This window comes from Mumia sp. zg.B17 (assembly GCF_019550915.1).
In the GTDB taxonomy this organism is placed as follows: domain Bacteria; phylum Actinomycetota; class Actinomycetes; order Propionibacteriales; family Nocardioidaceae; genus Mumia.
In genome coordinates, this window is record NZ_JAHWCI010000006.1 from 89,880 (window position 1) to 114,262 (window position 24,383).

General features: G+C 70.2%; 31 protein-coding genes and 4 tRNA genes. 11 read left to right on the forward strand and 24 right to left on the reverse strand.

What is annotated here, in order from left to right; genetic code table 11:
• Nucleotides 1-37: 37 nt before the first annotated feature.
• The 18 genes from KV097_RS08890 to thrS form a co-directional block, all read right to left on the reverse strand.
• On the reverse strand, nucleotides 38-2,350 hold the full coding sequence (locus KV097_RS08890; RefSeq protein ID WP_374106985.1) for a bifunctional (p)ppGpp synthetase/guanosine-3',5'-bis(diphosphate) 3'-pyrophosphohydrolase: 2,313 nt from the start codon (nucleotides 2,348-2,350) through the stop codon (nucleotides 38-40).
• 214 nt (nucleotides 2,351-2,564) lie between these two features.
• Entirely contained in the window at nucleotides 2,565-3,104 is a 540-nt protein-coding gene (locus tag KV097_RS08895) for an adenine phosphoribosyltransferase (RefSeq protein WP_220347143.1), read from the reverse strand.
• Nucleotides 3,104-3,433 carry a preprotein translocase subunit YajC gene (yajC, locus tag KV097_RS08900; protein WP_220344597.1) on the reverse strand — a complete coding sequence of 110 codons (330 nt, stop codon included), beginning with the start codon at nucleotides 3,431-3,433 and terminating at the stop codon, nucleotides 3,104-3,106. Before yajC ends, KV097_RS08895 begins: the two co-directional genes overlap by 1 nt.
• A gap of 65 nt (nucleotides 3,434-3,498) precedes the next feature.
• Nucleotides 3,499-4,575: a Holliday junction branch migration DNA helicase RuvB gene (gene ruvB / locus KV097_RS08905; RefSeq protein ID WP_220344752.1), complete on the reverse strand. Its 1,077-nt coding sequence runs from the start codon at nucleotides 4,573-4,575 to the stop codon at nucleotides 3,499-3,501.
• 14 nt (nucleotides 4,576-4,589) lie between these two features.
• Nucleotides 4,590-5,219, reverse strand: a complete 630-nt coding sequence (ruvA, locus tag KV097_RS08910) for a Holliday junction branch migration protein RuvA (protein ID WP_220365674.1) — start codon at nucleotides 5,217-5,219, stop codon at nucleotides 4,590-4,592.
• The gene (gene ruvC, locus KV097_RS08915) at nucleotides 5,216-5,827 is read right to left on the reverse strand and encodes a crossover junction endodeoxyribonuclease RuvC (protein ID WP_220366003.1); all 612 of its coding nucleotides are present in this window, start codon (nucleotides 5,825-5,827) and stop codon (nucleotides 5,216-5,218) included. The genes ruvA and ruvC overlap by 4 nt, the downstream gene beginning before the upstream one ends.
• Nucleotides 5,828-6,025: 198 nt before the next feature.
• Entirely contained in the window at nucleotides 6,026-6,199 is a 174-nt protein-coding gene (locus KV097_RS08920) for a CsbD family protein (protein ID WP_220344593.1), read from the reverse strand.
• A gap of 92 nt (nucleotides 6,200-6,291) precedes the next feature.
• Entirely contained in the window at nucleotides 6,292-6,663 is a 372-nt protein-coding gene (locus KV097_RS08925) for a hypothetical protein (protein WP_220365675.1), read from the reverse strand.
• A 109-nt stretch (nucleotides 6,664-6,772) separates the two neighbouring features.
• Nucleotides 6,773-7,534: a YebC/PmpR family DNA-binding transcriptional regulator gene (locus KV097_RS08930; protein ID WP_220344590.1), complete on the reverse strand. Its 762-nt coding sequence runs from the start codon at nucleotides 7,532-7,534 to the stop codon at nucleotides 6,773-6,775.
• Nucleotides 7,535-7,596: 62 nt separating this feature from the next.
• Nucleotides 7,597-8,214: a pyridoxal 5'-phosphate synthase glutaminase subunit PdxT gene (gene pdxT / locus KV097_RS08935; protein ID WP_220365676.1), complete on the reverse strand. Its 618-nt coding sequence runs from the start codon at nucleotides 8,212-8,214 to the stop codon at nucleotides 7,597-7,599.
• Nucleotides 8,211-8,801 (reverse strand): hypothetical protein, encoded by a 591-nt coding sequence (locus tag KV097_RS08940; RefSeq protein ID WP_220344586.1) that lies wholly within the window; start codon nucleotides 8,799-8,801, stop codon nucleotides 8,211-8,213. Before KV097_RS08940 ends, pdxT begins: the two co-directional genes overlap by 4 nt.
• Before the next feature lie 3 nt (nucleotides 8,802-8,804).
• Nucleotides 8,805-9,728 (reverse strand): pyridoxal 5'-phosphate synthase lyase subunit PdxS, encoded by a 924-nt coding sequence (pdxS, locus tag KV097_RS08945; RefSeq protein ID WP_220365677.1) that lies wholly within the window; start codon nucleotides 9,726-9,728, stop codon nucleotides 8,805-8,807.
• Nucleotides 9,729-9,830: 102 nt separating this feature from the next.
• Nucleotides 9,831-10,424 carry a hypothetical protein gene (locus KV097_RS08950; RefSeq protein WP_220344583.1) on the reverse strand — a complete coding sequence of 198 codons (594 nt, stop codon included), beginning with the start codon at nucleotides 10,422-10,424 and terminating at the stop codon, nucleotides 9,831-9,833.
• Nucleotides 10,421-11,530: a glycosyltransferase family 4 protein gene (locus KV097_RS08955; protein WP_220365678.1), complete on the reverse strand. Its 1,110-nt coding sequence runs from the start codon at nucleotides 11,528-11,530 to the stop codon at nucleotides 10,421-10,423. Before KV097_RS08955 ends, KV097_RS08950 begins: the two co-directional genes overlap by 4 nt.
• Nucleotides 11,527-12,450, reverse strand: a complete 924-nt coding sequence (locus KV097_RS08960; RefSeq protein ID WP_220365679.1) for a phosphatidylinositol mannoside acyltransferase — start codon at nucleotides 12,448-12,450, stop codon at nucleotides 11,527-11,529. Before KV097_RS08960 ends, KV097_RS08955 begins: the two co-directional genes overlap by 4 nt.
• Entirely contained in the window at nucleotides 12,447-13,055 is a 609-nt protein-coding gene (pgsA, locus tag KV097_RS08965; protein WP_220344578.1) for a phosphatidylinositol phosphate synthase, read from the reverse strand. Before pgsA ends, KV097_RS08960 begins: the two co-directional genes overlap by 4 nt.
• Nucleotides 13,055-13,603, reverse strand: coding sequence for an HIT domain-containing protein (locus KV097_RS08970; protein WP_220344576.1), 549 nt, complete (start codon nucleotides 13,601-13,603; stop codon nucleotides 13,055-13,057). Before KV097_RS08970 ends, pgsA begins: the two co-directional genes overlap by 1 nt.
• On the reverse strand, nucleotides 13,600-15,600 hold the full coding sequence (gene thrS, locus KV097_RS08975) for a threonine--tRNA ligase (RefSeq protein WP_220365680.1): 2,001 nt from the start codon (nucleotides 15,598-15,600) through the stop codon (nucleotides 13,600-13,602). Before thrS ends, KV097_RS08970 begins: the two co-directional genes overlap by 4 nt.
• Nucleotides 15,601-15,760: 160 nt before the next feature.
• Here thrS and KV097_RS08980 point away from each other — a divergent pair, with 160 nt between their 5' ends.
• The 5 genes from KV097_RS08980 to KV097_RS09000 all read left to right on the forward strand — a co-directional run bounded on the left by KV097_RS08980 (nucleotide 15,761) and on the right by KV097_RS09000 (nucleotide 18,737).
• Nucleotides 15,761-16,237, forward strand: a complete 477-nt coding sequence (locus KV097_RS08980) for a pyridoxamine 5'-phosphate oxidase family protein (RefSeq protein WP_220365681.1) — start codon at nucleotides 15,761-15,763, stop codon at nucleotides 16,235-16,237.
• 62 nt (nucleotides 16,238-16,299) lie between these two features.
• Nucleotides 16,300-16,995: an energy-coupling factor ABC transporter permease gene (locus tag KV097_RS08985; RefSeq protein WP_220365682.1), complete on the forward strand. Its 696-nt coding sequence runs from the start codon at nucleotides 16,300-16,302 to the stop codon at nucleotides 16,993-16,995.
• The gene (locus tag KV097_RS08990; RefSeq protein ID WP_220365683.1) at nucleotides 16,992-17,318 is read left to right on the forward strand and encodes a PDGLE domain-containing protein; all 327 of its coding nucleotides are present in this window, start codon (nucleotides 16,992-16,994) and stop codon (nucleotides 17,316-17,318) included. The genes KV097_RS08985 and KV097_RS08990 overlap by 4 nt, the downstream gene beginning before the upstream one ends.
• 10 nt (nucleotides 17,319-17,328) lie before the next feature.
• The gene (gene cbiQ / locus KV097_RS08995; RefSeq protein ID WP_220365684.1) at nucleotides 17,329-18,000 is read left to right on the forward strand and encodes a cobalt ECF transporter T component CbiQ; all 672 of its coding nucleotides are present in this window, start codon (nucleotides 17,329-17,331) and stop codon (nucleotides 17,998-18,000) included.
• Complete coding sequence (locus tag KV097_RS09000; protein ID WP_220365685.1) at nucleotides 17,997-18,737, forward strand: energy-coupling factor ABC transporter ATP-binding protein; 741 nt, start codon at nucleotides 17,997-17,999, stop codon at nucleotides 18,735-18,737. Before cbiQ ends, KV097_RS09000 begins: the two co-directional genes overlap by 4 nt.
• Nucleotides 18,738-18,746: 9 nt before the next feature.
• On the opposite strand, the gene KV097_RS09005 is transcribed toward KV097_RS09000, so the two are convergent.
• Both KV097_RS09005 and KV097_RS09010 read right to left on the reverse strand, forming a co-directional pair.
• Complete coding sequence (locus tag KV097_RS09005; protein ID WP_220365686.1) at nucleotides 18,747-19,388, reverse strand: helix-turn-helix domain-containing protein; 642 nt, start codon at nucleotides 19,386-19,388, stop codon at nucleotides 18,747-18,749.
• A gap of 5 nt (nucleotides 19,389-19,393) precedes the next feature.
• On the reverse strand, nucleotides 19,394-19,828 hold the full coding sequence (locus KV097_RS09010; protein ID WP_220365687.1) for a VOC family protein: 435 nt from the start codon (nucleotides 19,826-19,828) through the stop codon (nucleotides 19,394-19,396).
• Nucleotides 19,829-19,931: 103 nt separating this feature from the next.
• On the opposite strand from KV097_RS09010, the gene KV097_RS09015 reads away from it, so the two are divergent.
• Nucleotides 19,932-20,594: a maleylpyruvate isomerase N-terminal domain-containing protein gene (locus tag KV097_RS09015; RefSeq protein ID WP_220365688.1), complete on the forward strand. Its 663-nt coding sequence runs from the start codon at nucleotides 19,932-19,934 to the stop codon at nucleotides 20,592-20,594.
• 11 nt (nucleotides 20,595-20,605) lie between these two features.
• Here the strand turns inward: KV097_RS09015 and KV097_RS09020 are convergent, their stop codons facing one another.
• A complete protein-coding gene (locus tag KV097_RS09020) occupies nucleotides 20,606-21,271 on the reverse strand; it encodes an NAD(P)H-binding protein (RefSeq protein WP_255559399.1) in 666 nt (221 codons plus the stop codon).
• A gap of 84 nt (nucleotides 21,272-21,355) precedes the next feature.
• A tRNA-Val gene (locus KV097_RS09025) sits at nucleotides 21,356-21,430 on the reverse strand.
• A 49-nt stretch (nucleotides 21,431-21,479) separates the two neighbouring features.
• Here KV097_RS09025 and KV097_RS09030 point away from each other — a divergent pair.
• Nucleotides 21,480-22,151: a hypothetical protein gene (locus tag KV097_RS09030; protein WP_220365689.1), complete on the forward strand. Its 672-nt coding sequence runs from the start codon at nucleotides 21,480-21,482 to the stop codon at nucleotides 22,149-22,151.
• Here the strand turns inward: KV097_RS09030 and KV097_RS09035 are convergent.
• A complete protein-coding gene (locus tag KV097_RS09035; RefSeq protein WP_220365690.1) occupies nucleotides 22,093-22,926 on the reverse strand; it encodes an aminotransferase class IV in 834 nt (277 codons plus the stop codon). The genes KV097_RS09030 and KV097_RS09035 overlap by 59 nt on opposite strands.
• Before the next feature lie 93 nt (nucleotides 22,927-23,019).
• Between KV097_RS09035 and KV097_RS09040 the strand changes: the two genes are divergently transcribed.
• The 3 genes from KV097_RS09040 to KV097_RS09050 all read left to right on the forward strand — a co-directional run bounded on the left by KV097_RS09040 (nucleotide 23,020) and on the right by KV097_RS09050 (nucleotide 23,322).
• Nucleotides 23,020-23,091, forward strand: a tRNA-Gly gene (locus KV097_RS09040).
• A gap of 43 nt (nucleotides 23,092-23,134) precedes the next feature.
• Nucleotides 23,135-23,205: transfer RNA gene (locus KV097_RS09045), tRNA-Cys, on the forward strand.
• Nucleotides 23,206-23,247: 42 nt separating this feature from the next.
• A tRNA-Val gene (locus KV097_RS09050) sits at nucleotides 23,248-23,322 on the forward strand.
• Between the two features lie 112 nt (nucleotides 23,323-23,434).
• Here the strand turns inward: KV097_RS09050 and KV097_RS09055 are convergent.
• A complete protein-coding gene (locus KV097_RS09055) occupies nucleotides 23,435-23,689 on the reverse strand; it encodes a hypothetical protein (RefSeq protein ID WP_220347124.1) in 255 nt (84 codons plus the stop codon).
• 149 nt (nucleotides 23,690-23,838) lie between these two features.
• Here KV097_RS09055 and KV097_RS09060 point away from each other — a divergent pair, with 149 nt between their 5' ends.
• Nucleotides 23,839-24,201 carry a hypothetical protein gene (locus KV097_RS09060; protein WP_220365691.1) on the forward strand — a complete coding sequence of 121 codons (363 nt, stop codon included), beginning with the start codon at nucleotides 23,839-23,841 and terminating at the stop codon, nucleotides 24,199-24,201.
• The last annotated feature ends 182 nt before the right edge of the window (nucleotides 24,202-24,383 follow it).

A 24,383-nucleotide genomic window follows, 5' to 3' on the forward strand; every position in this document is an offset into this window, starting at 1 on the left:
ACAGTGACCCGCGAGCGCCAGACAGTGACCCGCGAGGCTACTGGTTGACGCGGTAGACGTCGAAGACGCCCTCGACCGTGCGTACGGCCTTGAGGACGTGACCGAGGTGCGCCGGGTCCCCCATCTCGAAGGTGAAGGTCGACTTCGCCACGCGATCGCGCCCGGTCGACAGCGACGCCGACAGGATGTTGACGTGCTGGTCGGAGAGCACACGCGTGAGGTCCGACAGCAGCCGCGCCCGGTCGAGCGCCTCCACCTGGATCGCGACCAGGAACATGCTCGACGCGCTGGGCGCCCACTCGACGTCGACGAGCCGCTCCTGCTCCTTGAGCAGGCTCGTGGCGTTGGTGCACGACCGCCGGTGGACCGAGACCCCCTGGGTGCGGGTCACGAAGCCGATGATGTCGTCGCCGGGCACCGGGGTGCAGCAGCGCGCCAGCTTGATCGCCACCGAGCCGTCCATGCCCTTGACGAGGACACCCGGGTCGCCACGGCGCACACGGCGACGGCGCGTGGACTCGTCGGGGACCAGCACCGCCTCGGCGAGATCCTCGGTCGCACCCTCCTCGCCGCCGAGGAACGCGAGCACCCGCTCGACGACGTTCTGCGGGCTCACGCGTCCCTCGCCCAGCGCCGCGTAGAGCGAGGTCACGTCCGACAGGTGCAGATCCTTGGCCACCGTCGCCAACGTCTCGTGCTTCAGGAGACGCTGCAGCGGCAGGCCCTCCTTGCGCATCTGCCGCGTCAGGGCGTCCTTGCCGCGTTCGACCGCCTCGTCGCGCCGTTCCTTGGTGAACCACTGCTTGATCTTGTTGCGCGCCCGCGGGCTCTTGACGAAGTCCAGCCAGTCTCGGCTGGGTCCGGCGCCGGGTGCCTTGGACGTGAAGACCTCGACGACGTCGCCGTTCTCGAGCTTGGACTCGAGCGACACCAGGCGCCCGTTGACACGCGCACCGATGGTGGCGTGCCCGACCTCGGTGTGGACCGAGTAGGCGAAGTCGATCGGTGTGGCGCCGGCGGGCAGCCCGATCACGTCACCGGCAGGCGTATAGACGTAGACCTGGTCGGACAGGTCGAAGCGAAGGCTCTCGAGGAAGTCCTGCGACTCCTCGTTCTCCTGCTGCCACTCGAGGAGCTGGCGGATCCACCCGAGGTCGTCGGTCCCGTCGGCCTTGCCCGCGGGCGCGCCGGCGGCACCCTTGACCGCGCCGTCCTCCTTGTACTTCCAGTGGGCCGCGACGCCGTACTCGGCGCGCCGGTGCATCTGCCTGGTCCGGATCTGGAGCTCGACCGCGTTGCCCTGCGGACCGATGACGGTCGTGTGCAGCGACTGGTACATGTTGAACTTCGGCATCGCGATGTAGTCCTTGAACCGGCCAGGCACAGGGTTCCAGCGCGAGTGGACGACGCCGAGCACCGCGTAGCAGTCGGTCAGCGAGTCGACGAGCACGCGGATGCCGACCAGGTCGTAGATGTCGGCGAAGTCGCGGCCGCGGACGATCATCTTCTGGTAGATCGAGTAGTAGTGCTTGGGTCGCCCCGTCACCGTCGCCTTGATCTTGGACCGCTTGAGGTCCTCGTTGACCTGGCTGATGACCGTCGACATGAAGTCCTCGCGCGACGGCGCGCGGTCGGCGACGAGGCGGACGATCTCGTCGTACACCTTCGGGTGGAGGGTCGCGAACGACAGGTCCTCGAGCTCCCACTTGATGGTGTTCATGCCGAGACGGTGCGCGAGCGGCGCATAGATCTCGATCGTCTCGCGGGCCTTGCGCTCCTGCTTGTCCTGCCGCAGGTAGCGCAGCGTACGCATGTTGTGGAGGCGGTCGGCCAGCTTGATGATGAGCACTCTGATGTCACGGCTCATCGCGACGATCATCTTGCGGATCGTCTCGGCCTCGGCGTTCTCGCCGTAGCGGACCTTGTCGAGCTTGGTCACACCGTCGACGAGCTGTCCGACCTCCTCACCGAAGTCCTTGGTGAGCTGGTCGAGCGTGTAGGGCGTGTCCTCGACGGTGTCGTGAAGGAGCGCGGCGACGATCGTCGGCGGGGTCATGCCCAGCTCGGCGAGGATCGTGGAGACCGCTAGCGGGTGCGTGATGTAGGGGTCGCCGCTCTTGCGCTTCTGACCGCGGTGCATCTTGGCTGCGATCCGGTAGGCACGGACGATCGCCGCGGTGTCGGCCTTGGGGTGGTTGGTGCGGACGATGCGCAGCAACGGGTCGAGAACGACCGGGTTGTCCGAGGACGACCGTCCACCACCGAGCCGGGCCAGACGGGAGCGAACCCGCGCGGGAGTCGGGACGGACTCCTTGCGGGGCTCAGACTCGGTACGAGCGCGATCGGCCACGTGCACCTCCCCTTCCATCGTAGGCCCGCCATCTTAGGGTGCCGGGACCAACGACATGGAAGGCGGTGACGCGAGCTGGGGATCAGCCGAAGAGGACACCGAACGCGGTGGCGCCGCCCGCGAGGACGAGGGCGATCACGACAACGATGGCGACCAGCTTGGTGCTCTCAGGGCTCACGCTGGCAATCCTAACCGGCGGCTCGGCAGTGCCGGGTCAGTACGTCCGCAGGGCACCGAACCGCTCCGGGTCGAGCCGCGCCCGTCCGCCGAGCGCGCTGAGCTCCAGGACGACGACGTTGGCGGCGGCCTTGGCCCCGGCCTGCGCGATCACCGCGTCGACCGCGGCCATGGTGCCCCCGGTCGCGAGCACGTCGTCGACGACGAGCACGCGATCTCCGGGGGCGATGGCGTCGGTGTGGATCTCGACCGTCGCCGACCCGTACTCGAGGTCGTAGTCCTCGGCGTACGTCGTCGACGGCAGCTTGCCGGCCTTGCGTGCCGGGACGAACCCGGCGCCGAGGGCCACCGCGACCGGCGCCCCGAAGATGAAGCCGCGCGCCTCGATCCCGACGACCTTGTCGATGTCGGTCCCGGCGAGGTCTCTCCCCAGCGATGCCAGGGAGTCGACGGTGGTCCGGAAGCCCTCGGCGTCGGCCAGCAACGGCGTGACGTCACGAAACGTGATCCCCGTCTCCGGCCAGTCGAGGATGTCGCGGACCAGCGAGTCGAGCATCTCGTCGAGCCCGAGCGGCATCAGACCTTGCCGTCCTCATCCTCGATCGGACGGGTCTCGACGACCTCGTGGGTCGCGGTGCCGGCGTCGGTGCCGTCGATGATCTTGGCGACGACGTTGCGGTGGACCTCGATGTCGACACCGGGGGCGATCTCGAGCGTCATCGTCTCGTCGTCAAGAGCCTTCACCGTCCCGAAGACGCCGCTGGTGAGCATGACGCGAGAGCCGACGACCACGCGATCCTGCATGCTCAGGAACTCGCGGCGACGCTTGCCCTGCGGGCGGATGATGAAGAGATAGAAGATGGCGACGAGCAGGATGATCGGCAGCAGTGCTGCGAGGTCGTTCACGGGTGGCTCCAGCCAGGTCGGTGTCAGGGGGCTTCGTGGTGCGGGACGAGTCTAGCCGGAGCCCGTCAGTCCAACGGCAACGTGGGATCGGCGGTCGTCGTCGGTGGAGTCAGCCCGAGATGCCTCCACGCGGCCGCCGTCGCGACGCGTCCCCGGGGCGTGCGGGCCAGGAACCCCTGGCGTACGAGGAAGGGCTCGGCGACCTCCTCGACGGTCTCCCGCTCCTCGGCGACCGCGACGGCGAGGGTCGAGACACCGACCGGCCCGCCCCCGAAGCTGCGGCACAGCGCGTCCAGCACCGCACGGTCGAGACGGTCCAGGCCGATCTGGTCCACCTCGTAGAGGTCCAGCGCGCGGTGGGCGATGTCGAGGTCGACGACCCCGCTCCCCCGGACCTCGGCGTAGTCGCGGACCCGGCGAAGGAGCCGGTTGGCGATCCGGGGCGTGCCGCGCGACCGCGACGCGATCTCGAAGCCCCCCTTGGGCGTCGTCTGGACGCCGAGCAACGCCGCGGAACGGTCGACGATCCGGTGGAGCTCGGTGGCCTCGTAGTACTCCAGCTGCGCGGTGAACCCGAACCGGTCGCGCAGCGGTCCCGGCAGCAGACCGGCTCGCGTCGTCGCGCCGACGAGCGTGAACTGCGGGATCTGCAGCGGGATGGCCGTCGCTCCTGGACCCTTGCCGATCACGACGTCGACCCGGAAGTCCTCCATCGCCATGTAGAGGAGCTCCTCGGCGGGACGTGACATCCGGTGGATCTCGTCGACGAACAGCACGTCGCCCTCGTTGATCCCCGACAGGATCGCGGCGAGGTCTCCGGCGTGCTGGATCGCGGGCCCGCTCGTGAGCCGCAGCGCCGTGCCCAGCTCGGCGGCGATGATCATCGCCAGGGTGGTCTTGCCGAGCCCGGGAGGACCCGAGAGCAGGACGTGGTCGGGCGTACGACCGCGCGCCCGCGCCGCGGTCAGCATCAGCGCGAGCTGCTCGCGGACACGCTCCTGCCCGATGAGCTCGTCCAGCGACCGAGGGCGCAGAGCCGCCTCGTACGCCTGCTCGTCGGAGACGACGTCCGGGCCGACGAGCCGCGCTTCGAGCTCGGCCCGCTCGGCCGCCTCGAGCCGGCTGGTGTCCTGCTCCTCCATGCCGATCTCCTCCCTCATGCCTTCGAGAGCGTACGGAGGGCCGCGCGCAGCAGGACGGACACGTCGACCGCGCCGGTCCCCTCGATCTGCTCGGTGGCGACAGTGACCACGGCGGCGACCGCGGACTCCGCCTCGCGGGTGCTCCATCCGAGCCCGACCAGGGCGGCGTGCACCTGAGGACGCCAGTCCGCGTCGGCGGGCGTCGAGGCAGGTGCGGTCGCGGTCGCCTGGGAGACAGCCGCCGCAGCACCGAGACGGTCCTTGAGCTCGAGCACGATCCGCTGGGCTCCCTTGCGCCCGATGCCGGGGACCTTCGTGAGCGCGACGAGGTTCTCCTCGGCGACCGCACGGCGCAGACCCTCGGGGCCGAGGACCGCGATGATCGCCTGCGCGACCTTGGGGCCCACGCCGCTGGCGGTCTGAGCGAGCTCGAAGGTGTCACGCTCGTCGTCGTCGGCGAAGCCGTACAGCGTCATCGAGTCCTCGCGCACCACGAGGCTCGTCGACACCTGCGCCTGGTCGCCGTGCCGGAGGTCGGCCAGGGTGCCCGGCGTGCACTGCACGAGCATCCCGACCCCGCCGACGTCGAGGACGGCGGAGTCGAGGGCGGTCGAGGCGACGGTGCCGCGGACGAAGGCGATCATCGGGGCTTCCTCTCGGGGAATCTGGGGTTGGTGCGCGCAGCGCCTGGGATGCGGGAACGGATGGGCTCGGCGGCCGTCCGCATCGGACCTGACGGGCGTGCCGCGGCGGCGAGGGCGTCGTCGAGCCGGCTGACCGACGTGCCGCGCCAGACGTGGCAGATCGCGAGGGCGAGCGCGTCGGCGGCGTCGGCGGGGCGCGGCGCCTCGACCAGTCCGAGGATCCGCGTGACCATCGCCGTGACCTGCGCCTTGTCGGCGCGACCGTTGCCGGTGACCGCCGCCTTGACCTCGCTCGGGGTGTGGAGGACGACGGGGAGGCCGTGGCGGGCTGCGACGACCATCGCGACCCCGCTGGCCTGGGCGGTGCCCATGACGGTCGAGACGTTGTTCTGGCTGAAGACCCGCTCGATCGCGACCACGTCCGGCCGGTGCGTGGCGATGGCTTCGGCCAGGCCGCGTTCGATCGCGAGGAGCCGGTGGGCGACGTCGTCGGCGGCCGGCGTACGGATCACCCCCACCGAGACCGCCCGCAGCGCGCCCCCCACGCGTCCGTCGACCACGCCGACCCCGCACCGCGTCAGGCCGGGGTCGACTCCGAGAACACGCATCGCGCCGGCGGTCATGCCACCTCGCGGAGGACCCGCAGCGAACACATGTTCGACACCCTAGTCGCACGACGGACGAGTGTGGCGGCGACGCGCCGAGGACCCGTACGAACGACGAGGCCCCTCCACGGCGTACGTGGAGGGGCCTCGTGTCGTAACCTCTACGGCGTACGTGGAGGAGACTCGCGCCGAGCGCGGCGGCTACTTCTTGAAGGCGTCCTTGACGTTGTCGCCGGCCTTCTTGAAGTCGGCCTTGCTCTGGTCGGCCTTGCCCTCGGACTCCTGCGACGTGTCGCCGCGGAGCTTGCCGGAGGCCTCCTTGGCCTTGCCCTCGACGTCCTCGGCCAGGTGCTTCAGCTTGTCATCCAGACCCATAGCACTCACTCCTCGAGATCGGGTTCGGGTGGTGCCCCGACCTTAGGACGGATCGAGCGCGGGCGCAGATCGCCGTGGCGGGCGCAGACCTATCACGACGACGAGCCCTCCCCCATCCCGGGCGCCTGCCCTGGGTGCCCCCACCCTCCGGTGGTGCCAGGGCCAGGCGGCGGCGCGTACGGAGCCTGCGACACGTCGTCGCTGGTGCTCACCGTCAGGGGTAGCGCGTACACCGCGTCGCCCAGCTCTCTGATCCGGGCCTTCGATGTCGCGCGTCCCGGGGCCGGCTCGACGTGCACGACGACCCCACCGCGGGTGACCACGAGAGGGCGCCGGCCCACCTCGTCCGTCGGAGCGACTCCCTCGCCCGCCAGCTCGGGCATCCACGGGAGCGGATCGGGGGCCGCGCCTCGCCGACGTCGTGCGATCCGCCACATGATCCCGCCGGGCCTCAGGATGTCCATGGCCCATCCTGGCACGTCGGCAGCTCGGGCAGGCGGGTTCGCCGCGAGCCTTCCGCCCGGCACGGGAGAATCCCTCCGCCCCGAGCCGGGCAGAAGGTGGAGCGGCGTGTCAGCCGACCTGCGCCATGACCTCGTCGGAGGCGTCGAAGTTGGCGAACACGTTCTGGACGTCGTCGCAGTCCTCGAGGGCGTCGATGAGCCGGAGGACCTTGCCGGCCACGTCGGCGTCGACCTCGACGGTCATGGACGGCACGAACGACGACTCGGCGGAGTCGTAGTCGATCCCGGCGTCCTGGAGAGCCGTGCGCACCGCGACCACGTCGCCGGCCTCGCTGATCACCTCGAACGAGCCGTCGTGGTCGTTGACGTCCTCGGCGCCCGCGTCGAGCACCACCTCGAGGACGTCGTCCTCCGCGAGCGTCTTGCCGTCCTGCTCGGCCGGGACGATGACGACGCCCTTGCGGGAGAACATGTAGGACACCGAGCCGGGGTCTGCCATGTTGCCGCCGTTGCGGGTCATCGCCGTCCGGACCTCCATGGCCGCACGGTTCTTGTTGTCGGTGAGGCACTCGACGAGCAACGCGACACCGCCGGGGGCGTAGCCCTCGTACATGATCGTCGTGTAGTCGACGCCCGCGCCGTCGAGACCGCCGCCGCGCTTCACGGCGCGGTCGATGTTGTCGTTGGGGACCGACGACTTCTTGGCCTTCTGGATCGCGTCGTAGAGCGTCGGGTTGCCCGCGGGGTCAGGCCCGCCGGTGCGTGCGGCAACCTCGATGTTCTTGATCAGCTTGGCGAACATCTTGCCGCGCTTGGCGTCGATGACCGCCTTCTTGTGCTTGGTGGTCGCCCACTTGGAGTGGCCAGACACGGCACTCACCTGCTCTCGCTGTTACGACGGCGTACGGCCGCGGCTCGCGACCGCCCTCGATCCTAGCGGCTGGCCACGCCGCCGTTCGCGTGCACCGACCGGACGAACATCTGGTGGAGGCGGTGGTCCGACCCGAGCTCGGGGTGGAAGGACGCGGCGAGCAACGCCCCCTGCCGCACCACGACCGGGCGGCGCCCCTCGTCGCCGCGGTCGACCGCCGCGAGGACCTCGACACCGGGACCGTGGCTCTCGACCCAGGGACCGCGGATGAACACCGCGTGCAGCGGGTCGTCGAGGCCCTGGACCCGGAGATCGGTCTCGAAGGAGTCGACCTGCCGGCCGAACGCGTTCCTCCGCACGGTCATGTCCATCCCGCCGAAGGTCTGCTGGTCATCGGTGCCGCCGTCGATGCGGTCGGCGAGCAGGATCATGCCGGCACAGGTCCCCAGCACCGGCATGCCCGACCCGATGCGCTCACGGATCGGATCGCGGAGCTCGAAGGCCCGCGACAGCTTGTCGATGGTGGTCGACTCCCCGCCCGGCACGACGAGGGCGTCGACCACGTCGAGCTCGCTCGGCCGCCGCACGGTGGTCGCCTCCGCGCCGCTCGCCGCGAGCATCCGGAGATGCTCCCGGACGTCGCCCTGAAGGGCGAGGACACCGACCCGGGGCGCACTCACGCGTCGGTGAGGCGACGGTGCCAGAACGCCCGGACCTCGATCCGTCCTTCGTCGAAGTGCGCCGCGAGACCGGCAGCGTCCAGCGTCGCGACGACCGCGGAGCACAAAGGGTCGCCGTCGGCGATGTTGGCGGAGTCGGGGTGCCACACGTTGACCTCGAGCATCCCGTGATCGACGGCGTGCCAGACATCGGACGGCGTGAACCACACGATGCCTCGGAGCGCGCTCCCCGTGGCTCCCCCGGCCGCCTCGCGCACGACGCCGGCCGCCGCCCAGTGGTCGTCGACGCCCTGGAGCACGACGAAGCCAGCGGCCTCCAGTGCCTGGAAGGCCTCCTGCAGCGCGTCGTAGTCGGTGCGCGCCGGCCAGCCCGACTGCTCCTCCGCGAGCGCCGCGCGCTCGTCGTCGACGAGTCGCTGGGCCTCGGTCCGGGCCTTCGTGTCAACCAGCCCGGCATCCTCGCGTGCCGCGATCTCGACCTCGGTGACGCAGGCAGCGCGCTCGGTGAGGCCGGCGCGTACGAGGACCCGGGCGTAGCTCCGCAGCGCGTCGGCGTCGGTCAGGCGCGGTGCTGAGAAGAAAGGCACCGTTCACCAGCCCCGCTCGGCCAGCCGGTGCGGCTCGGGGAGGTCGGCGACGTTGATGCCGACCATCGCCTCGCCGAGCCCGCGCGAGACCTTGGCGATGACGTCGGGGTCGTCGTAGAAGGTGGTGGCCTTCACGACCGCGGACGCGCGCTCGGCCGGGTTGCCCGACTTGAAGATGCCCGAGCCGACGAACACGCCCTCGGCACCGAGCTGCATCATCATGGCGGCGTCCGCGGGCGTCGCGATGCCTCCCGCGGTGAAGAGCACTACGGGCAGCGCGCCCTTCTCGGCGACCTCGCGGACCAGCTCGTATGGCGCCTGAAGCTCCTTGGCCGCCACGTAGAGCTCGTCGGCCGGAAGCGTCTGGAGACGGCGGATCTCATCACGCATCGCCCGCATGTGGGTCGTCGCGTTGGAGACGTCGCCCGTGCCGGCCTCGCCCTTGGACCGGATCATCGCCGCACCCTCGGTGATGCGACGAAGCGCCTCGCCCAGGTTGGTCGCGCCGCACACGAACGGCACCGTGAAGGTCCACTTGTCGATGTGGTGGGCGTAGTCGGCGGGTGTGAGGACCTCGGACTCGTCGATGTAGTCGACGCCGAGGGACTGCAGCACCTGCGCCTCGACGAAGTGGCCGATGCGCGCCTTGGCCATCACCGGGATGGAGACGGCCTCGATGATGCCGTCGATCAGGTCGGGGTCGCTCATGCGGGCCACGCCGCCCTGGGAGCGGATGTCGGCGGGCACGCGCTCGAGGGCCATGACCGCGACGGCACCGGCATCCTCGGCGATCTTGGCCTGCTCGGCGTTGACGACGTCCATGATGACGCCGCCCTTGAGCATCTCCGCCATGCCGCGCTTCACGCGTGCGGTGCCCGTGCCCTCCCGGGACACGGCCGGTGTCGGGGCAGTCGGGTTCTCGGACATCGTTCACCTCGGGGCCTGGGACGCGGTGCGCCCGCTCGGACATTGGCCTCATCGTACGACCGTGCACCGACGCCGGAGCGGTCCCGCCACGAGGTGAGCCGATCAGCCCTGCTGCTGCCCCATCTCGGAGGAGGCCACGGGGCGCTCGTGCGCGACGAGGTGCGGCGGCGGCGTGTCGTCGAAGTCCATCCGATTCGGCCACGGCGCGTAGCCGGCGAGCCTCGCCCACCGTACGATCCGCTTGCGCCGCATCCGCTGGGTGCGGGCGACGAGGTCGTCGTGGAAACGGTGCGCCAGCTGGACGCGTTCGCACGCGTCGCCGAGGTCGGCCAGCAGCTCGGCCTGCGGCTCGTCGGCGGCCGCCCACAGCGCGTCGACGTCCTCGGCGTCACCGAAGACGGTGCGCATGACCTCGCTCAGCGCCGTCTCCCGCTCGGCCTGGTCGCTCTTGCCGATCGCCGCGCGCGAGGCATCGGCGGCTTCGACCGCGACCAGGGCGCTGGCAGGGTCCAGGACTCCGCCCACCGCGACGTTGCGCAGGCACGTCGACCGGTCGAGGAGCTGACGGTCCAACGAGGCCTGGGCGGTCGCCAGACGGATGTGCAGCCGGTCGAGCCGGCCGGCCGTCGTCGACAGCGCGACCGTGATCGCCGCGACCACGGCACCGACGACGAGGATCCACTCGAGCGTGCTCATCCGACGCTGCCTCCTCCGAGGACTGTCTCGTACACACGGACCACCTGCGGCGCGACCACACTCCAGTCGTACCGCCGGACCTCGCGTCGCGCCAGGTCCGCACGTGCCTGACGAGCCCGGTCCTCGAGCGTCGAAATGAGGGTCTTGGCCAAAGCCCCGGGGTCCTCGTTGGCGAAGAGGGCACCGAGGCGGCCGTTCTCGAGCACGTCCGCGAACGCGCGGATGTCGCTGGCCACCACTGGTGCGCCCGCCGCCATCGCCTCGATGAGGACGATGCCGAAGCTCTCGCCACCGGTGTTCGGCGCGACGTAGACGTCGGCCCGGGCGAGCAGCTGGGCGCGCTCGGCGTCCGAGACCCGCCCGACGACCTCGACGTGGTGGCGCAGCCCCTCGGGGACCATCGCCGACCCGACCTTGGGGTCCCCCGCCCCGGCGACGACGAGACGGAGGTCAGGGAACCGGTCGACCACCGGCGGCAGGGCGCCCAGCAGGACGGGAAGACCCTTGCGTGCCTCCTCGAACCGCCCCAGGAACAGCAGCTCCGTGCGGCCGGTGGTCCCCGCACTCCGCGGTACGGCGTCGAAGTCGTCGACGTAGAGGCCGTTCGGGATGATCACCGAGTCGCCGCCCTGGTACTGCTCGACCACGCGGTGCGCCTCCCGCGAGACCGTGATCCGCGCGCTGAGCTTCTCCATCGCCGGGCGCAGCAGCGACTCCGTCGCCGCGAGAGCGCGCGAGCGGCCGATGGAGGTGTGGATCGTCGCGATCGAGACCCCGGAAGACAGGCTCAGCGCCACCAGCGATACGCTCGGCGTGGCCGGGTCGTGGACGTGCAGCACGTCGAAGCGGCCGTCGCGCAGCCAGCGTCGGGTGCGGGCCATCGCCATCGGCCCGAACGACACGCGCGCGACGGCACCGTTGTAGCGGACGGGCACGGCGCGGCCGGCCGGTGTCACGTAGTCGGGCAGGTCGTCGTCGTCGGCGGCCGGCGCGAGCACCGACACCTCCACGCCCAGCCCTCCGAGCGTCCGGGAGAGGTCCAGGACGTGGTTCTGGACGCCGCCGGGGACGTCGAACGAGTACGGGCAGACCATCCCGATCCTCATCGCACGCCTCCGTCCGGAAGCCGGTCGACCTCGAAGACGCGCTGGAGCATGTGCCAGTCGGCGGGGCTGCGGCGGATCTCTGCGCTGAAGACGTCGGCGAGGTCCTGCGCCATCGCCACCAGTCCGTCCGGGCCTTCCCGGGTCGGCACGACCTCGTGCACGGTCATGCGCAGCCGGTCCTGCTCGTACCGCGAGGTCGCCGCGAAGAGCGCCGCCCCGGTCTGCTGCGCGAGGAGCGCCGGTCCGACGGGCATCCGCGCCTTCTCGCCCAAGAGGTCGACGACAAGTCCGCTGCGGGACATGTCGCGGTCGGCGAGCAGACACACGAAGCCCCCCGCCCGCAGGTGCGCGGCGAGCCGCGGCATCGTCGGCTCTCCACCGGTCAGCGGGAGCACCGTCATGCCGAGTCCCTCGCGGAACGCGACGAACTCGTCGTACAGGCGCTCGGGCCTGAGACGCTCCATCACCGTCATCAACGGGAGGCCGTGGCTCAGCGCCCAGGCGCCCATGAGGTCCCAGTTGCCCATGTGCGGCAGTGCGGCGATCATCCCCCGCCCCTGCGCCTTCAACGCGAACACGCGCTCGGGATGGTCGACCGTGATCCAGTCGTCGACGGTGTCGGCGGTGAAGCGCGGGAGACGGAACGCCTCCCCCCAGTAGCGCAGGTAGGAGCGCATGGCGTCTCGCCCGAGCTCGTCGAGCTCTCCGGCAGTCGCGTCCGGCGCCGCCCGCGACAGGTTCGAGCGCAAGCGGTCGATGCTGCTCCCGCCGCGCGCGTACAGACGGTCGGCGGTCGTCCGCATGGCCCGGTCGACGAGGGGCTGCGGCAGCCGGACCGCGAGGTCCCAGCCGATCGTGTACGCCGCAGCCTCCGCGTGCGTACGCGCCACGTCCAGGACGCGACCGATGGGGGAGCTCATACGTCCGCCAACGACTGCTTCCGCACCATCAGGATGCGCTGCACGACCGTGATCGTGCTCGCGACCGCCAGCGTCCAGAGCACGATCGTGCGGAGGATCGGCAGGTCGAAGATGCCCGACAGGCCGGTCATCATGAGGATCGCGACGAGCCGGTCCGAGCGCTCGGCGATGCCGCCCTTGGCCTCCATGCCGAGCGACTCCGCCCGGGCACGGGCGTACGAGGTCAGCTGCCCGCCGACCAGGCACCACAGTGCGACGGACGTGAGCACGAGGTCGTCCCCCGTGCCCGCGTACCAGAGGACGAGCCCGCCGAAGACCGCCGCGTCGCCGATCCGGTCGAGGGTGGAGTCGAGGAAGGCACCCCAGGCGCTCGACCGTCCCGACTTGCGGGCCATGAGGCCGTCGATCATGTCCGAGAACACGAAGAGGGTGATCACGGCGGCACCGAGGAAGAACTGTCCCCGCGGGAAGAACCAGAGGGCGGCGGAGGTGACCCCCAGCGTCCCGACGAACGTGACCGCGTCGGGGCTGACACCGAGTCGGAGCAGCAGATCGGCGATCGGCGACATGATCCGAGCCCAGGTCGCGCGGAACCTCTCGAGCATCAGGCGTTCCACGCTTTCGCGAGCAGGTCACGCGTCTGCGACAGCAGCTGCGGCATCACCTTGGTGTGCCCCGTGACGGTGATGTAGTTGGAGTCGCCCATCCAGCGCGGGACGACGTGCTGGTGGAGGTGCTGCGACAACGACCCGCCCGCCACCGCCCCGAGGTTGAGGCCGACGTTGAACGCGGCCGGCGCGCTGACGTGCTTGAGCACCCGCAACGCCTGCTGCGTGGTTGCCGTGAGCTCCCACGCCTCGTCGTCGGTCAGCTCCTCGAGCTCTCCCACGTGGCGGTTGGGCACGACCATCAGGTGACCCGGGTTGTACGGGTGCAGGTTGAGCACCGTGTAGACGTGGTCACCGCGAGCGACGATCAACGTCTCCTCGTCGGGCCGCTGCTGCATCACGCAGAACGGGCAGCCCCCCTCGCGTGGGCCGGTATCGGTGATGTAGGCCATCCGGTGCGGGGTCCAGAGCCGGTCGAAGTCCTCGAATCCGGTCTCGGGGCGTCCCCACGGGCCGGAGTCGCCGGCGTCGTGTCCAGACGTCATACCTGGGCCCGGTCGGCGATGGCCTGCGCGATGCGGGCGACCGCATCGTCGAGGGCGACGCCGTTGTCCTGGCTGCCGTTGCGGTAGCGGAACGACACCGCGCCGGCCTCGACGTCGTCGTCACCCGCGATCAGCATGAAGGGGATCTTCTGCGTCTGCGCGTTGCGGATCTTCTTCTGCATGCGGTCGTCGGCCTCGTCCACCTCGACCCGGATGCCCTGCGCCTGCAGCGTCGCCGCTACCTCGCGCAGGTAGTCGACGTGCCGCTCGGCGACTGGGATCGCGACGGCCTGGACGGGCGCGAGCCAGGGAGGAAAGGCGCCGGCGTAGTGCTCGACGAGCACCCCGAGGAACCGCTCGATCGAGCCGAACTTGGCCGAGTGGATCATCACCGGCTGCTGCCGTGAGCCGTCGGCGGCGACGTACTCCAGGTTGAACCGGTCGGCGGACGGCTGGTTGAAGTCGTACTGGACGGTGCCCATCTGCCAGGTCCGGCCAATGGCGTCGCGCGCCTGGACGGAGATCTTGGGACCGTAGTAGGCAGCTCCGCCCGGGTCGGGCACGAGCTCGAGCCCGGTGCGGAGGGCGACGTCGGCGAGGACCTTGGTCGCGGTCGTCCAGTCCTCCTCCGACCCGATGAACTTGTCCTTGGCCGCGTCGCGGGTGGACAGCTCGAGGTAGAAGTCGTCGAGACCGAAGTCGCGCAGCACGCTGAGCATGAAGCCCAGCAGGTGCTCGACCTCGTCGGGGGCCTGCTCGGGAGTGCAGTAGGAGTGCGAGTCGTCCTGCGCGAATCCGCGCACGCGAGTCAGGCCGTGCACGACGCCCGACTTCTCGTGCCGGTAGACGCTGCCGAACTCGAACAGCCGCAGCGGCAGCTCGCGGTAGGACCGCTGCCGGGACCGGTAGATCAGGTTGTGCATCGGGCAGTTCATCGCCTTGAGGCGGTAGTCCATGCCGTCGACGTCGAGGGGCGGGAACATCCCCTCTCCGTAGTACGGGAGGTGCCCGGAGGTGTAGAACAGCTCCTCCTTGGCGATGTGCGGGGTGCCGACGTACTGGAACCCCTCCTCGATGTGCCGGCGACGGACGTAGTCCTCCATCTCCCGCTTGATCACCCCGCCCTTGGGGTGGAAGACGGGGAGCCCGGAGCCGATCTCGTCAGGGAAGCTGAAGAGGTCGAGCTCGCGGCCGAGCTTGCGGTGGTCGCGGCGCTCGGCCTCCTCGATCCGGTGCAGGTAGGCCTCCAACGCCTCCTTCGACTCCCAGGCGGTGCCGTAGATGCGCTGGAGCTGCTTGTTCTTCTCGTCGCCTCGCCAGTACGCCGCCGCGCTCCGCATGAGCGTGAAGGCGGGGATGCGCTTGGTGGTGGGCAGGTGGGGTCCGCGGCACAGGTCGGTCCACACCCGCTCGCCGCGACGGTCGAGGTTGTCGTACATCGTGAGGCCACCGGAGCCGACCTCGACGCTCGCGCCCTCGGCGGCGTGGTCCAGGTCGTCGCTGCCCGCAGTGCTCTTGAGCCCGATCAGCTCGAGCTTGTAGGGCTCGTCGGCGAGCTCGACCCGCGCCTCCGCGTCGTCGATCGCGCGGCGAGAGAAACGCTGGTTCTCCTTGATGATCTTGCGCATCCGGGACTCGATCTTGGCCAGGTCCTCGGGCACGAAGGGGGTCTCGACGTCGAAGTCGTAGTAGAAGCCGTTCTCCACCGGGGGCCCGATGCCCAGCTTGGCCTCCGGGAACAGCTGCTGGACCGCCTGCGCCATCACGTGGGCGGTGGAGTGCCGCAGGATGTCGCGGCCGTCCTTGCTGGTGATCGCGACCGGCTCGACGGCGTCGCCGCCCACCAGCTCGTACGCCAGGTCCTTGAGGTCACCGTTGACCCGGGCCGCGACGACGTCGGGGTTCTCGGCGAACAGCTCCCACGCCTTCGTGCCGGACGTCACCGTGCGCTCGGCCTTGGAGTCAGGGCCGACGACGAGGACTACGAGCTCGGACACGGGTGCTCCTCAGGTGGTGCGGACAGACGCCTCGATGCTATCTGCAAGGCCGCCGTGGCCGCGCACCCCTTTGGTCGTGGTCTGTTCTGGCGCACGAAAGGCACGCGGCATGGCGACGCCCCGGCTGGGTACCTCGTCGGCACGCCACGGAGGGAGAGTCATGACCGACGAGCAGAGCACGCTCCTCGAGCTGCTGGACGATCTCAGGATCGCGATGTTCACGACCGTGGACATCGACGGGACGATCACGAGTCGGCCGATGGCCCGCCAGCAGGTCGAGCCGAGCGCCGACATGTGGTTCATCACCGCACGGGACTCTCGGCAGGTCGCCCACATCACCGCCCGTCCGCACGTGGGCATCACGTTCTCCTCGCCGAGCACCTGGGTGTCGTTGAACGGGACGGCGACGGTCGTCGACGACCGCGCGAAGCTCGAGGAGCTCTGGAACACGTTCGCGGAGGCATGGATGCCCGAGGGACCCGACGACCCCAACGTCGTCCTGATCCGGGTCGACCTCCAGGGCGGCGAGTACTGGGACACGCCCGGCGGGCGCGTCGCGTCTCTGATCAGCCTGGCCAAGGCAAAGATCACCGGCAACGCCTACGACGGCGCAGACAACGAGCGCGTCGACCTCTAGGGCCGAGGGGTCGGCCATGAGACCCCATGGCCGACCCCTCGCCTTCGACTTACAGTCGTCAGGTGCACGTACCCGACGGCTTCCTCGACGCATCCACCTCGGTCGCGACCGGCGCCGCCGCCGTCGCCGGCCTCGCGCTCGCCCTCCGCGGCGCGCGACGTGAGCTAGACGACCGGACCGCCCCGATGGCCGGACTGGTGGCCGCCTTCGTCTTCGCCACCCAGATGATCAACTTCCCCGTCGGGGCCGGCACGAGCGGGCACCTCCTCGGAGGCGTGCTCGCCGCGGTCCTGGTCGGACCGTGGACGGCGGTGCTGTGCATCAGCACCGTTCTCCTGGTCCAGTGCCTCCTCTTCGCCGACGGTGGCATCACAGCGCTCGGCACCAACATCACGCTCATGGGGCTCGTCGGCGTCGGGGTGGGCTGGCTGGTCCTCCGTCTGATCAAGGCCGTGCTGCCGGACCGGCTGGCGTCTGTCACGCCCGCCGCGGCGCTCGCCGCGCTGGTGTCCGTGCCGGCTGCCGCGCTCGCCTTCACCGGCCTGTACGCCGTCGGTGGCGAGGCGCCGATCCCGCTGGGGTCTCTCGCCACCGCGATGGTCGGCTGGCACACCGTCATCGGGCTCGGCGAGGCCGTGATCACCGGACTCGTGGTCAGCGCCGTGCTCGCCGTGCGTCCGGACCTCGTCTACGGGGCACGGTCGGCACTGACGGCGCGGACCTTGGAGCTCCGCCCCTCCAAGAGGGCGGCAGCGTGAGCGCGCGCCGGACGCGGGTGTCGACCCGAGCCCTCGTCCTCGCCGGCGTCCTCGTCGCGCTCGTGCTGGCGGGGTTCGTCAGCCACTACGCCTCGAGCCACCCCGATGGGTTGGAGTTCGTCGCCGGTGACAAGGGGTTCCTCGGCACCGCGGAGGAACACCGCTCCTCGGCCGACAGCCCGATGTCGGACTACTCGACCAAGGGCATCGACAACCCTCGGCTCTCCGGCGCGGTCGCCGGCGTCACCGGTACGGTCCTGGTCCTCGTGATCGCCGGAGGTGTCGCACTCGTCGTGCGCCGCCGCGGGCGTCACACCGTCTGAGCACCTCGCGATGGGACCAGCGCACCGGCGCAGGACGCACGTCCCGGGACGTACGCCGGTGCACCGTGCGCCCGCACACCTCAAGCTGCTCGCACTGCTCGGGTTCATGCTCGTCGTCGTCGCCACACCTCGGACGGCGTACCCAGCGTTCGCCGCCTACGCGGCTGTGCTCGTCGCCCTGATCGTCGTGGCGCGGGTGCCGCTCGGCTTCCTGCTGCCGCGGATGCTCGTCGAGGTCCCGTTCGTCGTCTTCGCCGTCCTGCTGCCGTTCATCGCCACCGGGCCCACGACGACGTTCCTCGGCCTCACGGTCAGCGAGCCCGGTCTCGAGGCAGCCGCGGCACTGCTCATCAAGGCCACGATCGGCGTCGCGGCGAGCCTGACGCTGGCCGCCACCACCGAGCCGCACGAGCTGCTGGCCGGCCTCGGCCGGTTGAGGCTCCCCCATGAGATGGTCCAGATCATGGCGTTCATGATCCGTTACGTCGACGTCGTCGCCGACGAGATGCACCGCATGCGCATCGCCCGCGAGTCTCGCGGCTTCCGCGGCTCCTCGATCCGCCAGTGGGGCGTCCTCGGCCGTACAGCCTCAGCACTGTTCATCCGGTCCTACGAGCGTGGCGAGCGGGTGCACCTGGCGATGATGTCGCGGGGTCACGACCCGTCGGGCGGTCGATCGTGAGCGTCCCCGTCATCGACGTCCGCGGGCTGGCGTACGCCTATCCGGACGGCAGCCAGGTCCTGTACGGCGTCGACCTGCACATCCACGCCGGCGAGCGCGTCGCCCTCCTCGGACCCAACGGCGCGGGCAAGACCACGCTCGTGCTCCACCTCAACGGGATCCTGCTGCCCGGTGCGGGGACGGTGGCGGTCTCAGGGCTGCCCGTGGAGAAGAAGAACTTCCGGGAGATCCGGCGCCGGGTCGGCATCGTGTTCCAGGACCCCGACGACCAGCTGTTCTCCGCGACGGTCCGCGCCGACGTCGCGTTCGGCCCGGCCAACCTCGGCCTGCGCGGCGACGCACTCGAGCAGCGGGTGATGCACGCACTGGACCAGGTGGGCATGGCCGACTACGCCGACCGCCCGCCCCACCACCTCTCCTTCGGCCAGCGACGGCGCGTGGCGGTGGCCACCGTGCTGGCGATGGAGCCGCAGATCCTCGTGCTCGACGAGCCGTCGTCGAACCTCGACCCGATGGCGCGCCGCGAGCTTGCCGACATCGTGCGCTCGCTGTCGGTCACGGTGCTGATGGTCACCCACGACCTCCCGTACGCGCTCGAGCTCTGCCCGCGGTCGGTGGTGCTCGCCGACGGGGTCGTGGCCGCCGACAGCGACACCCGCAAGCTGCTCTCCGACGAGGACTTCATGCGCGCTCACCGGCTCGAGCTGCCGTTCGGGTTCGACCCGCGGACGGTGTGAGGCCGTGGGTCACGCGGCGAGGTGGAACGTGCTCGCGAAGCGGGCGAGGAGATCACCGCGGCCACGGAGGACCTCGATCTCACCCGTGGCGAGCGCTCGGTCGGGAGCGAGCTCGCCGGAGATGAGCCGACGGAGGCCGGGTCCCGCCGCGAACGCCAGGTCGACCGGACCGTCTCCACGTGTGACGTGGAGCGTGGGGCCATCCACCCGAACGAGCAGCTCGGCGGGACCGAGGCGTGCCGCGTAGGCGGTCGCCGGCAGCTCCAGGGCCACCTGCGGGCGGAAGGCGGTCCGCAGGGTCATGGTCAACGAGTCGGGCGTGACGACCTGCTCCTCTCGTGGCTCGTCCATCGCTTTGAAGCCCCACGCGCCGAGGGCCAGCACGACGGGCTCCAACTCGCGTCCGAAGGGCGTCAGCTCGTAGACGATGACCCGCGAGCGCGGGGCCCGGCGGAGGATGCCGGCCGCCTGGAGCTCCTTGAGCCGTGCCGCCAGGACGTTGCTCGGGATCCGGGGAAGTCCCGCGGCAAGCTCTCCGTAGCGGCGCGGCCCGACGAGCAGGTCGCGGACGATGAGGAGGGCCCAGCGCTCACCTACCAGCTCCAGGGCTCGCGTGATGCCGCACCACTGCCCGTAGTCGCGTGGCGCCATCGACCTCAGGCCTGCTGCTCCATGAAGGCCTCGGGACCTTGCTCGGCGGCGGCTTTGTCCATGTAGCCGAACTCGATGATGTTGCCGTCGGGGTCGGCGAGCCCACGCTGGTACATGAAGCCGTAGTCCGCAGGGGGACGAGGCTCGGAGCCGCCGGCACCGATGCCGTTGGCGACGGCCGCGTCGACCCCCTCCCGCGTGTCGACGAAGATCGCGGTGGACGAGGCTGGGCTCGCGGCCGGGTCACCGAGCGGGAGATCGGTGAAGGTCTGGAAGTAGTCGCGCACCAGGATCATGACGTAGCTGTGGTCCTCCTCGACCACGACGCAGGCAGCGTTGTGATCGGAGAAGGCTGGGTTGATAGTGAACCCGAGCGCTGTGTAGAACGCCTTCGCGCGCTCCAGCTCGGTCACCGGCAGGTTGACGAACATCGCGGTCATCGTGGGGTCTCCCTCATGGGTAGGTCGTGCGTCTTGCGGTTCCGTCACACTTGCAAAAAACAAGTGCCGAGGTCAAGACCTTGTCGACGGCTACATTTCCTGCATGACGCTCACCGTCCCGCTCGACGACGGCCGCGCTGCGTGCCTGGACACGATCGACGCGTTCGTGCGTGCCGTCGACGCTCTGAGCGAGTACGAGCTGCTCGGCGCCTCTCGCTGCCACGGCTGGAGTCGCCTCGACGTCGTGGTCCACGTCATCGGCGGGTGGCAGTCGATGCTCGGGGGCCTGGTGTCCTCGGTCGACTCAGAGCCCACAGTGGATGCGGCCAGCTACTGGTCGGCGTTCGTCGTCGAGTACGCGACCGACGACCCTGTCCCGGAGCTGATGTCGCAGCGCCGCCGCTCGATGGCGTACGCGCGACCGGCCTCGGCGACAGCCCAGCTCCGCGACGTCGCCGCAGCGCTGCGCCGCGGGGTCCTCGCACTCGGCGAGAGCCCGCGTGCGCGGCAAGGGCACGTCTTCGCTCCAGGCGACTACCTCGCTGTCTGGGCCGTCGAGGTCGTGGTGCACCACCTCGACCTGCTGTCCGACGAGCCGCCACCGCCCGGCGCCCTCGCGCTCGCGCGAGCGACGGTCGAGGCCCTCGTCGACGAGCCCCTCCCGTCGTCGTGGACGGACCTGGACGTCACGCTCATCGGCACCGGTCGACAGCCCGCACCGGCGTGGCCGGGAAGCGCGACCGTCCGGTTCCCGGTCTTCGATTGACGGGCAGCCCGCTAGCGGACGTTCGCAGCTATGGCGGCAGCGACCGGCGTGGTCCCCTGGTTGAGCTCGAGGACCTGTCGGCCGATGCGGTGTTCGTACAGAAGTCCAGCCAGGACGCTCGCGACGTCGGCGCGAGCGATCTCCTCGTGCCTCTCGGCCGGGCCGAGTGACACACGACCGAGACCATCGCGGTCGTGCAGCATCGCGGGCCGAAGGATCACCCAGTCCAGATCGCTGTGGCTGAGGAAGATGTCGGCTTCCTTCTTCACGGCGAAGTAGTACTCGGTCTCAGCATCGAGACCGCGCTCTCGCCATGCCTCGGGCATCACGGACACGTGCAGCAGACGGTCGATGCCCGCCAGGCGCATGGCGCCCACGGTCTTTCGGAGCCCGTCGGCGTCGAGCGCATCGGTGACCGCTCGAGAACCGCCGTTCGAGCCCGTCGCGAAGACGACCGCGTCGACAGAGCCGAACGCAGGCGCCAGGTCTTCCTGGGACAACGTCGTCAGGTCACCGACGACGGCGTCGACACCCGACGCCGCGAGATCGGCCCGTTGTCCAGGTCGGCGTACGAGCCCGCGCACCGAGGCGCCCCGACCACGGAGCTCCTGGGTCAGCAACCGTCCGACTCCCCCGGTCACCCCGATGATGAAGACGTCCACATCGAGTCCCTTCATCAGCGTTCGACCGATCGGGTCGGCCCCTGGAACGGCACGAGGCCGGCTCCGCTTCGGGAACCGACCTCTGACCTGCGGTGCTGCTGGTGGGCGATACTGGGTTCGAACCAGTGACCTCTTCGGTGTGAACGAAGCGCGCTACCACTGCGCCAATCGCCCGCTCGGACGTCCCACCGGAGCGGGACGACACAGAGACTAGCGTACGCGCATGACCTCTCCGAAATCCGGGTCTGGCTCGTCGCGCCGTACCCTCGCCGTCCTTGACATCGGCGCCAAAGCGTTGCTCGTCGTCCTCCTCCTCGTCGCCGTCGCGTACCCCGATCTCGGGAACCTTCGCGGCAAGGCGATGGGGTTCCGAGCGGTCGCGTATCCCCTCGGCGCCGCCATCGTGCCGCTGCTGTGGTGGTGGCTGTGGCGGCCTCGCGGCACGGCGTACCCGTGGCTGGGCGACCTGCTGATCACCCTCCCCTGGCTCACCGACACCCTCGGCAACCGCTTCGACCTCTTCGACACCGTCTGGTGGTTCGACGACTGGATGCACTTCATGAACTGGGGTCTGCTGACCGCCGGCTTCGTCGTCCTCACGCTCCCCCGTGACGCGGCTCTGAGTGCCGTGACCGAGAGGGCGCTCGCCTTCGGGCCTGTGACGGCCGTCGCCTGGGAGGCCGGGGAGTACGTCGCGTTCGTCCGCCACTCCTCCGAGCTGGTGACTGCCTACACCGACACGCTCGGCGACCTGACGCTCGGCACCCTGGGCGCGTACGTCGGCGGCCTCTGCGTCTACGCGCTGTCGCGCCGCCGCACGATCGTCGAGGATCCGGTCACGGGTCGACCGTCTCCGCCGAGCGTCGCGCAAAGATCTTCGCAGCCAGCGCGGTGACCGGGCCGGGGGCGGCCAGCTCGCGGTCGTCGACCCGGTGAATGCCCTGGACGTCGCGCGTCGTGCCTGCGAGGAAGACCTCGTCGGCACGCTCCAGCACCTCGATCGGCTCGTCGCGCTCGACGACGTCGATCTCGTCGCGGCACCACTCGAGGACCAGTGCCCGCGTGACGCCGGCCAGGCACCCCGACTCGAGGGTGGGCGTCACGAGCTGACCGTCGAGGACGTAGAAGATGCACGACCCGGTGCCCTCGCAGAGCAGGCCGGCGGTGTTGGCCATGACGGCCTCCGAGGCGCCGTGACGGAGCGCGTGCTCGACCATCAGCGCGTTCTCGGCGTACGAGGTGGTCTTGAGGCCGCTGAGGGCGCCACGCTCGTTGCGCGCCCAGGGCACGGTCGCGATCGCGGTCGTCGCCGGAGGGGGCGTGGACGGCTCGGCCACGACTACGACCGTCTGCCCCTGGTCCCCGCGCGGCGAGCCGAGCGGACCGGGCCCTGAGGTGACGGTGATCCGGATCCGCCCGAACGGGATCACCTGCCCGTTGACCGTCGCCTCCACCCCACGGCGTACGAGGTCGAGGTCCGGCTCTCCGATGCCGAGACCGCCGGCCGAGCGGGCCAACCGCTCGAGGTGACGGGTGAGAGCGAACGGGACACCGTCGACGACCTTGATCGTCTCGAAGACGCCGTCGCCGACGACGAGGCCGTGGTCGAGGACCCCGAGAGCGGGTTCGTGTGGGGATTCCAGCGTTCTTCCGTTGATCCAGGCGCGCATGACGCCACGTTAACGTGCGTGGGCGACCCCCCGTTTGGACCACCTGAACCCATCCGCTAATGTTTCTCTCGCACCGGGGAAGCCCGGAAGCACGCGGACGTGGCTCAGTGGTAGAGCATCACCTTGCCAAGGTGAGGGTCGCGGGTTCGAATCCCGTCGTCCGCTCGGAGTGGGTCCCAGGGCCCCTTCTCAGACATCGTAGATGTCCGGTGGAGTGGCCGAGAGGCGAGGCAACGGACTGCAAATCCGTTTACACGGGTTCAAATCCCGTCTCCACCTCGATGGGGCCGCAAGGCTCCATCCCTGGTCCGCAAGGACCACGGGCGATTGGCGCAGCGGTAGCGCGCTTCCCTGACACGGAAGAGGTCACTGGTTCAAACCCAGTATCGCCCACCAGCATCACTGCAAGGTCGAGGCCGGTTCCCCCACGGGAGCCGGCCTCGTCCCGTTTCGGACGCCGAGATGTCGTGACCGTGCGCGGCCGTCGACCGGCGAGTGTGAGAGCCCGTCAGGCGACGGACTGCTGCGACTGCTCGAGGCGCCGGGCGACCCGAGCCTGCCACGTCAAGACCAGAATCGGTCCGACAACGGGCACGGCGAGCAGAACGACCCAGCCGAGAATCCCGTACGGCACCGTCAGCCGGCCCCGCAGCAGCTGAACGACCACCAGCAGGATGAGAGCCACGTTCACGACCGCAGCGACCCCGGCACCCAACTCCGACCAGGTGGGCGTGAGGGGTTCGAGCTCGGCCGATTCGGGCATGGCGGTCCATCTCCTGCTCACGACGGGGTTTGCAGTGCGGAGGCTCCAGGCCCGAGCACGACACGAGGCGCGCGGCGTACGGGCGACTCCCACCGATCAGCCGATCTCCATCGCGGCGTCGGCCGCGGATCGGAGTGTCATGATGGTTCATGGACATCCTCCGGGCGGGCGGCACGTTCTGGCGCATTCGGCGTCGACGGTGTCCTGAGGTCGGCGACGCGGCGCCCTGGATGCCGGAGTTCGCCGCAGGCGCGGACGCTCCGCCGGCTGCCTCGGAGCTCGGCCGCCGCCCGATCGTCGTGACGTGCGACGGCGTCGTGATGCACGTCGAGCCGGCGCCGGGACGCCGTGACACGGAGCGCCGGATCACGGAGATCGCCGCGGCTCTCTACGCGCTTCCGTGGGCGGTGGGGACGGCCGACGACCCCGACCACCGGCCGCACGGTCCGGTGCCCCGCCCCAGCGACGCCAGATGGCTGGGACACACCTTCAACGGGTTCGGACCGCCCTGACCCCCGTACGAACGAGGACGTCTCCCCCCGGCCGACGTCACGATCACGGCGCCGAAAGGTCCAACACCCCGGCATAAGTCGGCCCCGAGAAGAGGTGGAAGCTCTGCTCGGGGCCTCGGCACAGGAAGGCGAGTTCCCGTGAACCGTGCCTCCATTGTCGCACCCTCCGGTGACGACCGGAC